14 protein-coding genes are annotated in these 12690 nt (G+C 67.7%); 6 read left to right on the top strand and 8 right to left on the bottom strand.

Translation table 11 applies throughout. The annotated features are described in order from the left end of the window. Nucleotides 1-3 precede the first annotated feature (3 nt). Genes D5084_RS00340 through D5084_RS00330 form a run of 3 tightly spaced genes read left to right on the top strand, consistent with a single transcriptional unit; the run spans nucleotide 4 to nucleotide 1112 of the window. Nucleotides 4-279 carry a DUF6455 family protein gene (locus D5084_RS00340; RefSeq protein ID WP_238382463.1) on the top strand — a complete coding sequence of 92 codons (276 nt, stop codon included), beginning with the start codon at nucleotides 4-6 and terminating at the stop codon, nucleotides 277-279. Between the two features lie 58 nt (nucleotides 280-337). Continuing rightward, entirely contained in the window at nucleotides 338-694 is a 357-nt protein-coding gene (locus tag D5084_RS00335) for a YigZ family protein (RefSeq protein ID WP_128513531.1), read from the top strand. Between the two features lie 55 nt (nucleotides 695-749). Further along, nucleotides 750-1112: a diacylglycerol kinase gene (locus tag D5084_RS00330; protein WP_128513530.1), complete on the top strand. Its 363-nt coding sequence runs from the start codon at nucleotides 750-752 to the stop codon at nucleotides 1110-1112. Nucleotide 1113: 1 nt separating this feature from the next. Here the strand turns inward: D5084_RS00330 and D5084_RS00325 are convergent, their stop codons facing one another. Both D5084_RS00325 and rimO read right to left on the bottom strand, forming a co-directional pair. Then, nucleotides 1114-1473: a thiol-disulfide oxidoreductase DCC family protein gene (locus D5084_RS00325; RefSeq protein ID WP_128513529.1), complete on the bottom strand. Its 360-nt coding sequence runs from the start codon at nucleotides 1471-1473 to the stop codon at nucleotides 1114-1116. Between the two features lie 52 nt (nucleotides 1474-1525). Then, nucleotides 1526-2905, bottom strand: coding sequence for a 30S ribosomal protein S12 methylthiotransferase RimO (gene rimO, locus D5084_RS00320; protein WP_128513528.1), 1380 nt, complete (start codon nucleotides 2903-2905; stop codon nucleotides 1526-1528). Nucleotides 2906-3056: 151 nt separating this feature from the next. On the opposite strand from rimO, the gene D5084_RS00315 reads away from it, so the two are divergent. Both D5084_RS00315 and D5084_RS00310 read left to right on the top strand, forming a co-directional pair. Further along, nucleotides 3057-5072, top strand: coding sequence for an AsmA family protein (locus tag D5084_RS00315; protein WP_128513527.1), 2016 nt, complete (start codon nucleotides 3057-3059; stop codon nucleotides 5070-5072). A 122-nt stretch (nucleotides 5073-5194) separates the two neighbouring features. Then, complete coding sequence (locus D5084_RS00310; RefSeq protein ID WP_128513561.1) at nucleotides 5195-6169, top strand: type I glyceraldehyde-3-phosphate dehydrogenase; 975 nt, start codon at nucleotides 5195-5197, stop codon at nucleotides 6167-6169. Nucleotides 6170-6337: 168 nt separating this feature from the next. Here D5084_RS00310 and D5084_RS00305 read toward each other — a convergent pair whose 3' ends face one another. Continuing rightward, on the bottom strand, nucleotides 6338-6910 hold the full coding sequence (locus D5084_RS00305; RefSeq protein ID WP_162302347.1) for a GNAT family N-acetyltransferase: 573 nt from the start codon (nucleotides 6908-6910) through the stop codon (nucleotides 6338-6340). A 143-nt stretch (nucleotides 6911-7053) separates the two neighbouring features. On the opposite strand from D5084_RS00305, the gene D5084_RS00300 reads away from it, so the two are divergent. Then, entirely contained in the window at nucleotides 7054-7407 is a 354-nt protein-coding gene (locus D5084_RS00300) for a cupin domain-containing protein (RefSeq protein ID WP_128513525.1), read from the top strand. Between the two features lie 32 nt (nucleotides 7408-7439). Here the strand turns inward: D5084_RS00300 and D5084_RS00295 are convergent, their stop codons facing one another. From D5084_RS00295 to D5084_RS00275, 5 genes are all read right to left on the bottom strand, one after another. Further along, nucleotides 7440-8312, bottom strand: a complete 873-nt coding sequence (locus D5084_RS00295; RefSeq protein WP_162302346.1) for an SH3 domain-containing protein — start codon at nucleotides 8310-8312, stop codon at nucleotides 7440-7442. Nucleotides 8313-8429: 117 nt separating this feature from the next. Then, a complete protein-coding gene (locus D5084_RS00290; RefSeq protein WP_128513523.1) occupies nucleotides 8430-9608 on the bottom strand; it encodes a T6SS phospholipase effector Tle1-like catalytic domain-containing protein in 1179 nt (392 codons plus the stop codon). A gap of 113 nt (nucleotides 9609-9721) precedes the next feature. After that, complete coding sequence (locus tag D5084_RS00285) at nucleotides 9722-10498, bottom strand: ion channel (protein WP_128513522.1); 777 nt, start codon at nucleotides 10496-10498, stop codon at nucleotides 9722-9724. A gap of 100 nt (nucleotides 10499-10598) precedes the next feature. After that, nucleotides 10599-12083, bottom strand: coding sequence for a nucleobase:cation symporter-2 family protein (locus tag D5084_RS00280; RefSeq protein WP_128513521.1), 1485 nt, complete (start codon nucleotides 12081-12083; stop codon nucleotides 10599-10601). An 84-nt stretch (nucleotides 12084-12167) separates the two neighbouring features. Next, nucleotides 12168-12644, bottom strand: a complete 477-nt coding sequence (locus D5084_RS00275) for an ureidoglycolate lyase (protein ID WP_128513520.1) — start codon at nucleotides 12642-12644, stop codon at nucleotides 12168-12170. Nucleotides 12645-12690 lie beyond the last annotated feature (46 nt).

Raw genomic sequence — 12690 nt, 5'->3', positions numbered from 1 at the left:
AGCATGAGGCATGGACCGGAGGTGAAGACGATGATCGGGTATCCAGAGGCGCCGCGGGCCTGGTGGCTGACGCGCGGGATGGCGCGACTGTCGGGTGTCAACCTGCCGCGTGCCGTGGTGGAAGGCTGGTTGCAACGCGACGAACTGGAGGAGTTGATCGCCCGCTGCGCCGCCTGCGACCAGGGCAAGATATGCGAGGCCTGGCTGGGCAAGTCCGGTGCGGCCCGTGCGATGCCGGACTTCTGCCCCAACAAGGCCGGGATCGAGGCGCTGGGCTGAGGCGCGGCGACGGCGGATGGCTCTGGGCGCGCGCTGCGCTGTCCTTTAGCCTGAACTCATGATCATTCTGGAAGACCTTATCCGCGACCGCGGCTCGCGTTATGCGGCTGCCGTGGGGAGCGTGCGCAGCAAGGCCGAGATCGACGCCTTCCTTGCAACGCTGCGCCAGCGCCGCAAGTTCGACAAGGCGACACACCATAGCTGGGCGGCCCTCTTGGCTGACGGCGGCCCGCTGAAGAACGACGACGGCGAAAGCGGTGCCGGGGCGGTGATCCTGAAGATGCTGGAACGCGAAGGCGTGCCGGACCGGATCGTCGTCGTGACCCGCTGGTATGGCGGGGTGCATCTGGGCGGCGACCGCTTTGCCCATATCGTCACCTGCACGCGCGCTGCTCTTGCTGCGCTGCGTGGCTGATCCGCTTGGCGCGAGAGCCCTGCGGAGCTAACCTTCCGGGAAAACGGGGGGACACATGCTTGACGCCTTGCGGGCCGAGGGACGGCGGCTGGCCAATACGGTGATCTGGTCCTGGGACGGCTTCCGCGCTGCCTGGGCCACGGAAAAGACGCTGCGGCAATGGACGCTGGCCAATGTGTTGTCCGCCGTTCTGGCGTTTTCGCTGGACCTCACGCCAGGAGAGCGGGGGCTGATCCTGGCGCTGGGGCTCGTGGTGCTGGCGGCAGAGCTTGTCAACACCGCGGTCGAAGAGGTGGTGGACATGATCTCTCCCGGCCAGGACCCCCGCGCGAAGAAGGCCAAGGACTGCGGGTCCGCCTGCGTGGCCCTTGCGGCGCTTGGGGCCGGGGTGGCCTGGGTCGTGGTGCTGGCGGGGTAGCCTACCGGCGCTGCCGCCGCAGATGCGCACGGTAAAGGAGCGGCGCGGCGATCCGGTCGTAGACAAGATTGGCCAGCGGCCGGATGACCGGCAAGCCCGTCATGCGGGCCAGCCAACGCCAGCGCGGCATCGCCGACCACAGCGCCCGGAACGCCGCCAGCCCGGACAGGACCCGGCCATCGTGCCAGACATGCAGCCTTCGCGCCGCCTGATCCGGCGTCAGCCCCCAGTCCCCGGCGCGGTCAAGCGCGTCGAAGCGGATCGGCAGCCCCTCGGCCTGCGCGCGGCGGCGGTAGGCGTCGATCTCGAACCGGCAGACCGGACAGGAGTCGTTGTAAAGGACGCGGGTTTCGTGGGTCATCCCCGGAAAATAGGCTCGCATGCGCCGAAGTCAGGCGACAGGCTGCCGCAGGTCAGACCCGCCGCCCCCACAGGTCATACTCCCCCGCCTCATCCACCTCGACCCGGACAATATCCCCCGGGGCCAGCTCCTCGAAGCCGTCGTCGATGAAGAGGTTGCCGTCGATCTCGGGCGCGTCGGCTTTGGTGCGGCAGGTGGCGCCGTCTTCGTCGACCTCGTCCACGATGACATCCAGCACTTTTCCAACCTTCGCGGACAGTTTTGCAGCAGAAATCGCCTGTGCCTTTTCCATAAAGCGATCCCAGCGGTCCTGCTTCACCTCCGCAGGCACATGGTCGGGCAGGTCGTTCGACCGGGCACCGGCGACGTTTTCGTACTGGAAGCAGCCCACCCGATCCAACTGCGCCTCGTCCAGCCAGTCGAGCAGCGTCTGGAACTCGGCCTCGGTCTCTCCCGGGTAGCCCACGATGAAGGTGGACCGAAGCGTGAGGTCCGGGCAGACCGCGCGCCAGGCGGCGATCTCGTCCAGCGTCCGCGCCGCCGCTGCCGGGCGGGCCATGCGTTTCAGCGTGTCGGGGTGGGCGTGCTGGAAGGGAATGTCGAGATAGGGCAGCACCAGCCCCTCCGCCATCAGCGGGATCAGGTCGCGCACATGCGGATAGGGATAGACGTAGTGCAGCCGAACCCAGGCGCCGAGCTTGCCCATCTCGCGCGCAAGGTCGGTGATATGGGCGCGCACCTCGCCGCCCTTCCAGGGCGACAGGTCATGCTTGCGGTCCACCCCGTAGGCCGAAGTGTCCTGAGAGATCACCAGCAGTTCCTTCACCCCGGCCTCGACCAGCTTTTCCGCCTCGCGCAGGACGGCATGGGCGGGACGGCTGACCAGCTTCCCGCGCATGTCGGGGATGATGCAGAACTTGCACTTGTGATTGCAGCCCTCGGAAATCTTCAGATAGCTGTAGTGCCGGGGCGTCAGCGAAACCCCCGTGGCGGGCAGCAGGTCGATGAACGGGTCGGGCGCGGGGGGCACGGCACCGTGGACGGCGTCCAGCACCGCTTCGTACTGATGCGGGCCGGTCACCGCCAGCACCTTCGGATGCGCGCCGGTGATATACTCCGGTTCCGCCCCGAGGCATCCGGTCACGATCACCCGACCGTTTTCCTGCAGGGCCTCGCCGATCGCCTCCAGGCTTTCGGCCTTCGCCGAATCCAGGAACCCGCAGGTGTTCACGATCACCGCATCCGCGCCCTTGTAGTCGGGGCTGATCGCATAGCCCTCGGCGCGCAGGCGCGTCAGGATGCGCTCGCTGTCCACCAGCGCCTTCGGACAGCCCAGCGAGACCATGCCGATGGTCGGCTGGCCCTCTCTCCGGCTGTCGGGGACAAGCGCGCGGGCAAGGTCGGGGCGAAGGAGCGGCGGGTTCTGCGACATTCGCGCCCTATACCGTGCCGGGGCGGTTCAGGAAAGCCCAACGCGGCAAGGTCCTCTCGGCCATTTGATGCCAGTCGGGCCACCCTGACTTGGCAACCCGGCGCCGGGGGGCATAAGCTGTCGCAAAACAAGAAAATCCGAGGAGGTGAGCATGCGCTGGATCGTCCGGGTCGGGGCTGCCTTGGTGGTCGTTGTCGTCCTGGCCTTCGCACTCCTCGCCACGGTGCCGTCAGAACGCATCGCGCAGGCGGTCTCGGGCCAGTTCGAGACGATGACCGGCCGCAAGCTGGAGATGCTGGGCGAGATCAAACCCCGGATCTGGCCAAGCCTGGGCGTCACCACCGGCCCGGTCAGCATCGCCAATGCCGAATGGTCCACCAGCGACCAGCCGTTGTTCCGCGCCCAGAGCCTGTCGGTCGACGTCAATCTGAGCGCCCTTCTGGGTGGCGAGGTGAAGATCCTGGGCCTGACGGCCGACCGCCCCGAATTCAACCTGGAGCGCGCGGAAGACGGGCGGGCGAATTGGGTCTTTGCCGCAAGTGCCGCGGGCGAGGCCGGAGGCGCGGGTGCGGTGCCGCCTCCGGCCACCGGGTTCACGCTGGACAAGGGGTCGATTGCGGGCGGGCGGCTGGTCTATCTGGACAGGCAGTCCGGTCGGTCCGTCACGCTGGACGAGGTGGATGCCAGCCTGTCGATCCCGGATTTCACCGGCCCCTTCGCGCTGACCGCAACCGCACTCTCCAGCGGGCAGAAGGTGGCGCTGGATCTGTCCGGCGAGGTATTCTCGGCCTTTGCCATGGGGCGCGTCGTTCCGGTCAAGGCCAGTCTGGTCGCGGGCGGCACGAAGATCGGCTTCGAGGGGCGCGGCGGCTATGCGCCGCTTGCCGCGGAAGGTGCGCTGGTCGCCGATCTGTCCGATCTTCCCGCGCTGGGCGCCCTGATCGGCAGCAAGCTGTCCCGACCCTCTGCGGGCCTTGGCAGCGATCGTCTGACGGTCTCTGGCCAACTGACGCTGGACGGCACCGGCGCGGCCTTCCTGCGCGGGGCCGAGATCGTCGCGGATAGCAACCGGATCACGGGCGACCTTGATCTTGCGCCGGGCAAAGCGCGGCCCTTGCTGAAGGCGCAACTGGCCGCCGGGCCGATCACCATGGCGACCGGACCCGATGGCGAGATGGGCGGTGGCGGGGCCGGGGGGATGCAGGCCGAAGGCTGGCCCGATGGCGCAATAGACGTCAGCGCCCTGGGGGCGATGGATGCCGAAATTGCCCTGGCGGCGCCTTCGGTCGATCTTGGGGTGCTGAAGCTGGGGCAGACGCGCGTCCTCGTCACGATCGACCGCGCCCGGGCCGTCACCGAAATCCGCGAGATGCAGGCCTATGGCGGCCTGATCACCGGCGATTTCGTGGTGAATGGTCGGGGCGGCCTGTCGGTCGGGGGGCGGTTGTCCTTTGCGGGTCTCCAGACCCAGCCGCTGTTCTCCGATCTGGCGGGCTGGGACCGGCTGATCTCGACCGGAGATTTCGAGATCGAGTTTCTGGGTGTCGGCAACTCGGTCGCGGCGATCATGAACAGTCTGAAAGGCAAGGGGGTGCTGGAGCTTGGCAAGGGCGAGTTGCGCGGGCTGGACATCGCCGGGATGCTGCGGACCCTGGACCTCGGCTATGTCGGCGAGGGCCAGAAGACGGTGTTCGACGGGCTTGCGGGCACCTTCTCGATCGCGGGCGGGGTTCTGTCGAACAGCGACCTGAAGCTGGTGGCCCCCTATTTTACCGCCTCGGGCTCGGGCGAGATCGGGCTCGGCGCGCGGACCCTGGACTATCGGCTGCGGCCGACGGCACTTGCGTCCGGGGATGGGACGGGTGGGGTGATGGTGCCGCTGCTCATCACCGGTCCCTGGGCAAAGCCGCGGTTCCGGCTGGATCTGGAATCGATCGCGCGTGAAAAGATGGAGGCCGAGGCCAAGGCCGCTGCCGAACGGTTGCAAGCCGAAGCGAAGGCCGCCGAAGCCGCCGCCAAGGCCGAACTGGAGCGGCGCCTGAAGGAAGAGCTGGGGGTCGAAGTTGCCCCGGATGAAGCGCTTGGTGACGCGGCAAAACGCGGGGCGACGAAGGCGCTGGAGGATGAGGCGCGGCGGGCGCTGGAAGAGATCCTCGGCGGCAACTGACGCCCGGCTTTGTCACCCGGGCCCGGTGCGATTGTGCCGGGCACAAGTTTTGATCAAGACCCTGTTGATGCCGCACCCGGCCCGTGCTGAGACTGCATGGAACCAAGCGCGGAGCAGGGCGGATGCGGGTCTTCATCAACGGGTTCGGGCGGATCGGGCGGTCGGTCCTGCGCGCCTTCCTTCAGACGCCGGCGCGCTGGCCGGGGGTGGAGATCGTCGGGATCAACGACATCGCCGCACCCGAGATGTGCGCCTATCTTTTCGAATACGACTCGGTCTTCGGGCCGTGGAGGGGGACGGTCGCTCTGGAGGACGGGGCGCTGGTCGTCGATGGGCGTCGGGTGCCCCTGCATCGGACGGCGGATCTTTCGACTCTGGACCTGACGGGGGTGGACCTGGTGATGGAATGCACCGGCCGTGCGGAGACGCGCGAGGTGGCCGAGCGGGGCCTGCGGGCGGGGGCGGCGCGGGTGCTGGTCTCGGGTCCGTCGGGTGCGGCGGATGCGACGGTGGTGCTGGGGGCGAATGACGGGGCGCTGAGGGGGCAGAGGATCGTCTCGAACGCGTCCTGCACGACCAACGCGCTGGCGCCGCTGGCGAAGCTGATCCATCAGCGATGGGGGATCGTGACGGGGTCGATGACGACCGTCCACTGTTACACCGGCAGCCAGCCGACGGTGGATGCCCCGGCCGCCGACTACCCACGCAGCCGGGCGGCGGCCTTGTCGATGGTGCCGACCACGACCTCCGCCGCGCGACTGCTGGACGGGGTCCTACCCGAGATCGCCGGGCGGATCGTCGCGCAGGCGGTGCGGGTGCCGGTCGCCAGCGTGTCCTGCGTGGACTTCCATCTCGTCACCGAGGCCCGCCCCTCGGTCGAGGAGGTCAACGCGGCCTTCCGGGCGGCGGGGGGCGTGATCGGGGCGACGGACCGACCGCTGGTCTCGACCGACCTCAGGGCGCGGGCGGAGTCGGTGGTGATGGCCTGCCCGGAGACGAAGGTGACCGCAGGGGGGATGCTGCGGGTCTTCGGCTGGTACGACAACGAGTGGGGCTTTTCCAACCGGATGCTGGACATGGCCCTGCGGATGGGATGAGCGCGCCACGCGCGGACAGATTTTCCGGGTCAATGATTTCAGTCACTTGGTTGTGAGCGTTAAGGATTTGGCAAGTATTGGCCGCAGGCCCGAAAACCTCATCCTCCGACTTCGTCTCCTTGTCGGAGCAACCCGGCGGGGAGCGAGGAAGTCGATGGCGGGCGGTGTTCAGACGGACTTGGTGAAGAGGATCCATTCGGAGGCATCGACCGCCCAGTCCTCTTTCACCAGGGGGCGTCGGGCGATTTCGGTGAAGCCTTTCGCGCGGTAAAGGCGCAGGGCGTCCGCGTGCGTATCCTCGGCGATCAGGCTGATCGAGCTGCGGCCGGCGGCACGCGTGACCTCTTCAGCCTTCGTCAGCAATGCCGACCCCAAACCCTTGCCGCGATGCTGCGGGTAGGTCGCCAGAACGTTCAGATACCACGAGCCTGGTGCCATGTTCTCCAACTCCAGGAGCGGCACGAAAAGCGGCGGGGTGTCGGGTTCGATCGCCTCCGGCTCCATCGCGGCAGGATACCCCAGAAGGCAGGCGGCAACCTCTCCGTCCACCTCGGCCAGCCAGGCGTTGCGGTACGAGAAATTGCCCGTCTCGCGCGCCGCACGTTCGCGGCCAAGGGCGATGGGGTCGCCATCGGGACCGGCGGACTTTCTCCAGAAATGCAGCGGCAGGTCGTCGGCGGCCATGTTGATGAAGCGCACGAGGTGGTCGGCGTCACGGGCTTCGGCGTCGCGGATCAGCATGGGGGCACCTCCTGTCTTGCGAAGGATGAACCAGACCGGGCGCGAGGGCGCAAGGCGGAAACCGGCGGCGGGACTTGGCGCGTCCCGGCCTTGCATGGGCCCCGTCAGGGTCCTACCAAGGGTCAACGACAGGGAGACCCAGCATGACCGACACCGTTTTCCGCTTTCCCGCCCCCGGACCGGAGCCGATGACGACGGACCTGGAAGGCTGGGTGAAGACCGGCGGCAACCCGTCGATGAAGACCTGGGTGCAGCACACGTCAGCGGATGGCAGCGTGATCAGCGGGACCTGGGAGGCGACGGTGGGCTCGTGGCACGCGACCTACAAGTTCTACGAATTCGTCCACCTGATCGAGGGCCAGGTCACCATCACCCCGGACGGGGGCAAGCCCGTCACCTTGCGCCCCGGCGATGCCTTCGTGGTGGAGCCGACGTTCAGGGGCACCTGGACCATCGAGGCGCCGGTCCGCAAACACTTCTGCATCAAGCTGAAGTAGCCTGAGGGCCGGGCCTTCGGCACCGCGCCCGGTCAGCCCTCGCGCAGATAGCGCCCGTTGACCCAGCCCGTGACCTCGACCCCGCCGGTCGTGCGGATCCTGCACCAGCGGGTCTGACCGGAGGTCTCGCACCCCAGGTTGCGCACTCGTGTGCCCTGGGTCAGGCGGGCCAGGATTGCGGCCTGCGCAGAGGGCTTTGACCGGACATTCAGCGTGTCCCCGGCAGCCAGCCCACGCACGACATAGAAGTCCGGGCCGCCATCATCCGGCCCCGGCGGCGGCACGACCACGGGCGGAGCGCCGGATTCGCGCAGGTAGCGCGCCGTCACCCAGCCGGTGACATCCATGCCGGTGGTCGAGCGGATCCTGCACCAGCGGGTCGAGCCGGTCATCCGGCAGCCGAGATTGCGCACGATCTCGTTGTTGCGCAGGGTCGCGAGGACCCTTGACCCCGACTTCGGCTCCAGCCGGACGCCCAGCCTTTCGTTCGCGGCAAGGCCGCGCACGACCCAGTAGTCGGGCCCCCCGGCAAGGTCGTCGTCAGAGGGCGGCGCCGCGCCTTCGACCAGGAAGCGTCCCGAGACATAGCCCGACACGTTGCCGTCCAGCGTGGTGACTTCGCACCAGCGCGCGCTGCCGCCGCCGATGCAGAGGCCCTTGTCGACCCGCGTGCCGTAGCCCAGCGAGCCGACCACCGGAAACAGCACCGAGGGACCTTGCCGGACGTTGATCCTCTGGCCGGGCCCGATCCCGCCGATGGTCGTGACCCCCGGCCCGGTCACCGGCTCGGCGCGACCCGAGGTCTGGGCGAGGGCCTGCGGCGCGCCAAGGCCCTGCACGGCGATCACGGCCGCGGCAAGGAGGGCAAGGCGAAGCCTGGCGAAGATTGAAGCTGGTGACGGCATGAGACATCTTCCCGATCTGGCCCCCGATCGTGTACGGCGCAGAGTCGGGAGCATAGCACGGCGCGACACCGGGGCGGCAGGGTTTCCCGAAGCGCCCGCCCCGATTTCCGCCGTGGCCTAGCTGCCGGTCCAGACTTTCGTGCCGGGCAGCGGCTGGTCGGTGGCATCGAACAGGGGTTTCAGGCTTTTCGGGGCGTATTTCATCCGCTTGCGGGTCGTCACCCTGTCGTCGGGCGAGATGAGACCGGGTTTGCCGTAGCGTTCCACGACGCTCCAGTGGATCATCTCGTTGATGGTCCTGATCGGCTTGCCGTTCGGGCCAAGCGGGCGGTAGAGGCGCTCCAGCAGGTCGACCGCCACGTTCTGTTCGCAGACGCTGCGGATCGTGGGCGTCAGGCGGTCCTTCATCGACCAGCCCTGGCGCGAATCGTGGGTGGGGCCAAGGACATTGATCGCGGCCGGCTGCGGCAGGAGACCGGGCGAGGTCTCGTCGATCTGGAGGCCCGCGGACTTGGCCCGGTCGATCATCCACAAGAGCGGGATGTCGGCCAGTTCACGGTCGGAATAGCCGCCGCCCACATCGCCGTGGCAACCCGCGAACCAGACCTGTTCGATGGTCGAGCCCGCAGGCGCCTCGCCGGTCCAGAGGGTGGGCACGAATTCGTCGCGGTGTTCGTCGATGGCCAGGGCCTGCACGCCGTGCCTGACGATCTTCGAGGGCGAGGTGTCGTGGAAGCCGTGGACGATGCCGGAGACTTCGGCAAGGAAGCCCACCGGGATGCCAAGCGCGCCCACGGTGTCCCAGACGCCGAGGAAGGTGACGGTGACGTCGGTGTGCGTCTCGACGTTGCGCTTGGCGTAGCGGTTCAGGAAATCCGCGGGCGAACGCTTCTTGAAGTCGCGGTAGTAGGCCCAGGCGGTGTCGAGATGGCCGAGGCTTTGCCGCTTGAGCAGACCAGCCGAGCCGAGAAGCCCCGTCAGCGACCGCGCCGCAAAGGCCCCGCGCGAATAGCCGAAGAGAAAGATCTCGTCCCCCGGGACGTAGTTCTGGGCCAGAAACAGGTAGGCAGTGCGGATGATGTCCTCGGTTCCCGCGCCGGTGGCCCCGGCGACGAGACGTTCCAGCTGCGAGCCGCTGGTGCCGACGCCGCGCAGATAGATGCAGAGCTGCGGCACCCCGTCGGTGCCGGAATTGGCGCGGACGGCGCGGGAGAGGCGGACGACGTTGGTTTCGGACCGCTCGCTGTCGGCGGCGTTCCAGGTTCCGTCGAAGCAGACGACAAGGCGTTTGTGCATGGCTGAAATCCTTCGCTGAAATGGCGTCGAAGGGCCGCGAAATACCGGGCGGACCTGAGGGAATGCTGCGCCCGGGCCGGGGGGCTGTCAACGCCGTTCCCGTGAGCGATCCGTCAATCCAGACCGTCGTCGGGGATGTTCAGCACGGTGCCGCAGGCCTTGCAATGCACCGCGTCGTGGTCATGGCGGCGCAAGCCGCAGACCGGGCAGGGAAAATATGCCTTCGCGGGCCGCAGGACGACCTGCACCAGCCGCAGGAACAGGCTGATGCCGAAGATCATGATGACCACGGCCAGAAGGCGTCCGTCGCTGCCGACCATCGTGATGTCTCCGAACCCCGTCGTCGTCAGCGTGGTCACGGTGAAGTAAAGCGCATCGACATAGTTGCGGATGTCGGGGTTGCGGGCGACCTGGGTCTGGTAGACCAGCGAGGTCATCGCGAAGAGGAAGATCACCAGGTTCAGCGCCGCGCGGATCGTCGTTTCGTGCCGCCGGAAGCCGGTGATGTCGTCGCGCAGCTGGTCGAGCGTCTGGGGTGAGTGCAAGACGCGGTAAAGCCGCAGCACGCGCAGGAAGGCCAGCCCCTCGCCCCAGATCGGGAACAGGAGCGAGATGATGACCAGCACATCGGTGATGCCCCAGAAGCTGGCAAGGTCTCTCAGCGGGCGGCGGGAGATGTAGAGCCGGGCCAGGAAGTCGGCGAGGAAGACACAGCCGATGGCGACGTCGATCCAGACATGCTGCGGCCCGCGCGGGAAGAAGGACGAGGCGACAAGCCAGGCCACGGTGAGCAGGTCGAAGGCCAGCAGTGCATAGCGGAAACGGTCGCCGGTGGGACCCGCGCCTTCATAGAGCGCGCGGAGGCGGGTGCGGAGGGAAACTGCGGTCATTCGGGTCCTGGTGTGGCCGGTCGGCTGACCTTAGCCGGGCCCGGGCAGGCTGTCAGGGGGAAAGCGGGCGCGGCCCCGTCAGGACCCGCGCCCGATGGGTCTAGTGGTCGGCCTGCGCGGCGGCGGCCTTGATCGCGTCGGTCTGATCCTCGGTCCCGTTGAAGAAGGCGTTCAGGATCACGGCGGTGATCGAGGCGAGCAGGATGCCGCTTTCGATCAGCGGATGGATGTCGTGGGGCATCCATTGCTTGAAGTTCGGCGCGACGAGCGGGATCATCCCCATGCCCAGCGACACCGCGACGATGAAGAGGTTGTTGCGGTTCCGGGCAAAGTCCACGCCCGCCAGGATGCGGATGCCGGTGGCGGCGACCATGCCGAACATGACAAGGCCTGCTCCACCCAGGACCATGGTGGGCACGGATTCCACCAGCGCCCCCATCTTCGGCACCAGTCCGAGGACGATCAGGATGATCCCGCCTGCCACGCAGACAAAGCGCGAGCGGACCCCGGTCACGCCGACAAGGCCGACGTTCTGGGAGAAGGAGGTGTAGGGGAAAGTGTTGAAGATGCCACCGATCAGCGTGCCAAGGCCATCGGTGCGCAGGCCCGAGGAGAGCATCGGTTGCGTGACGGGCTTGCCGGTCATGTCCCCGAGGGCAAGGAACATGCCGGTGGATTCGATCATCACCACGATCATCACGAGGGTCATGGTGACGATCATGACAAGGTCGAAGGTCGGCATCCCGAAGTGGAACGGCGTGATGAGGCCGAACCAGGATGCCTCGGCGACCTTGGCGAAGGTCATCTTGCCAAGGGCCACCGCGATCACCGCGCCGATGATGATGCCGAGAAGCACCGAGATGTTGGCGACGAAGCCGCGGGCAAAGCGGGCGATCAGCAGGATCGAGACCAGCACGATTGCCGAGATGCCGATGTTGCCGAGCGGCGCATAGGCCGGGTTCATCATTCCCGCGGCGGGGGCGAATTTCGGCGGCAGTTCGGGGACGCCGGTCACCGTGCCGGCCGCGGTGCCTTCGGTCACGGCCTTCAGCCAGTCGGCGTGCGCGGGATCGACGATCATCGGGGCGGTGGGACCGACGGGGTTGCCGAAGATCCAGTTGATGCCGATCCGCATGAGGCTGACGCCGATCACGAGGATGATCGTGCCGGTCACCACGGGCGGGAAGAAGCGCAGCATCCGGCTGACCAGGGGCGCGATGAGGATCGAGATCACCCCGGCGGCGATGATCGCGCCGAAGATGGCGCGGGCGCCTTCGGGGCCGGGGTTGGCGTTGGCCATGGCGACCATGGGGCCCACGGCAGCGAAGGTGACGCCCATCATCACGGGCAGCCTGATCCCGAACCACTGGGTCGCGCCCAGGCTCTGGATCAGGGTGACAAGCCCGCAGACGAAGAGGTCGGCCGAGATCAGGAAGGCGACGTCGGCGGGCTCCAGCTTCAGCGCGCGGCCGACGATCAGCGGCACGGCGACGGCGCCGGCATACATGACAAGGACGTGTTGCAGGCCAAGCGTGAAGAGCTTGGGCGGTGGCAGCATTTCGTCCACGGGATGCGTGGTGGTCATTCGATTCTGTCCTTTTCCCTTGGGGCTTCATTGTGTTCGCGCCGTCTGCACATTGCCCCTGCATGCGCTCCGGTTAGGTGCCCCTCAGGGGGCGAGGACCGTCCACGGTTCGGTGTAACGGTGTTCTTCGAGGTTCGGGGTCGTCCCGATGCGGTCCACCACGGCGAAGAGGCCGGGGGCGGAAAGGGGGGTCAGCACGCCATGCCAGGTGCCCCGGTGCAGGTTGATGCCTTGCGACCCGTTTGTGAGGAAAGCGCGCGGCTCTGCCTGCGGATCGGGCGCGACGATGACGAGGAAGGGATGCTGCGTCATCGGGATGAAGGCCTGGGAGCCTTCGGGGTGACGCTCGATCAGGTCGAAGCTGTAGGGCAGGCTTCGGGGCCGGGCGTGGAAGATCGAGATGCCGGCGCGGCCTTCGGGGCCGAAATCGAGGTGGGCGCGGTCATGGTGGCGGCGGCAGAGGCCCGCGTTGATGAGGCGGAAATCGCCGGTGGCGTCGAGGACATCGCCGAAGGAGGCGAAGGCGTCGGCCGTGAGGGGGGCGGGGGTGAGCGTTCTCATCCGACAGCGCCCCGTGACTGGCCGCCGGGTGGCTTCGCGCCCCCCG

Source organism: Tabrizicola thermarum (assembly GCF_003574395.1).
In the GTDB taxonomy this organism is placed as follows: Bacteria; Pseudomonadota; Alphaproteobacteria; order Rhodobacterales; family Rhodobacteraceae; genus Tabrizicola; species Tabrizicola thermarum.
This window is presented reverse-complemented; position numbering and strand designations above follow the sequence as displayed.

Excerpts from the sequence above, each read along its gene's own strand:
- D5084_RS00340 (WP_238382463.1), top strand. The coding sequence starts at position 4 with ATGAGGCATGGACCGGAGGTGAAGACGATGATCGGGTATCCAGAGGCG.
- D5084_RS00335 (WP_128513531.1), top strand. The coding sequence starts at position 338 with ATGATCATTCTGGAAGACCTTATCCGCGACCGCGGCTCGCGTTATGCG.
- D5084_RS00330 (WP_128513530.1), top strand. The coding sequence starts at position 750 with ATGCTTGACGCCTTGCGGGCCGAGGGACGGCGGCTGGCCAATACGGTG.
- D5084_RS00325 (WP_128513529.1), bottom strand. The coding sequence starts at position 1,473 with ATGACCCACGAAACCCGCGTCCTTTACAACGACTCCTGTCCGGTCTGC.
- rimO (WP_128513528.1), bottom strand. The coding sequence starts at position 2,905 with ATGTCGCAGAACCCGCCGCTCCTTCGCCCCGACCTTGCCCGCGCGCTT.
- D5084_RS00315 (WP_128513527.1), top strand. The coding sequence starts at position 3,057 with ATGCGCTGGATCGTCCGGGTCGGGGCTGCCTTGGTGGTCGTTGTCGTC.
- D5084_RS00310 (WP_128513561.1), top strand. The coding sequence starts at position 5,195 with ATGCGGGTCTTCATCAACGGGTTCGGGCGGATCGGGCGGTCGGTCCTG.
- D5084_RS00305 (WP_162302347.1), bottom strand. The coding sequence starts at position 6,910 with ATGCTGATCCGCGACGCCGAAGCCCGTGACGCCGACCACCTCGTGCGC.
- D5084_RS00300 (WP_128513525.1), top strand. The coding sequence starts at position 7,054 with ATGACCGACACCGTTTTCCGCTTTCCCGCCCCCGGACCGGAGCCGATG.
- D5084_RS00295 (WP_162302346.1), bottom strand. The coding sequence starts at position 8,312 with ATGCCGTCACCAGCTTCAATCTTCGCCAGGCTTCGCCTTGCCCTCCTT.
- D5084_RS00290 (WP_128513523.1), bottom strand. The coding sequence starts at position 9,608 with ATGCACAAACGCCTTGTCGTCTGCTTCGACGGAACCTGGAACGCCGCC.
- D5084_RS00285 (WP_128513522.1), bottom strand. The coding sequence starts at position 10,498 with ATGACCGCAGTTTCCCTCCGCACCCGCCTCCGCGCGCTCTATGAAGGC.
- D5084_RS00280 (WP_128513521.1), bottom strand. The coding sequence starts at position 12,083 with ATGACCACCACGCATCCCGTGGACGAAATGCTGCCACCGCCCAAGCTC.
- D5084_RS00275 (WP_128513520.1), bottom strand. The coding sequence starts at position 12,644 with ATGAGAACGCTCACCCCCGCCCCCCTCACGGCCGACGCCTTCGCCTCC.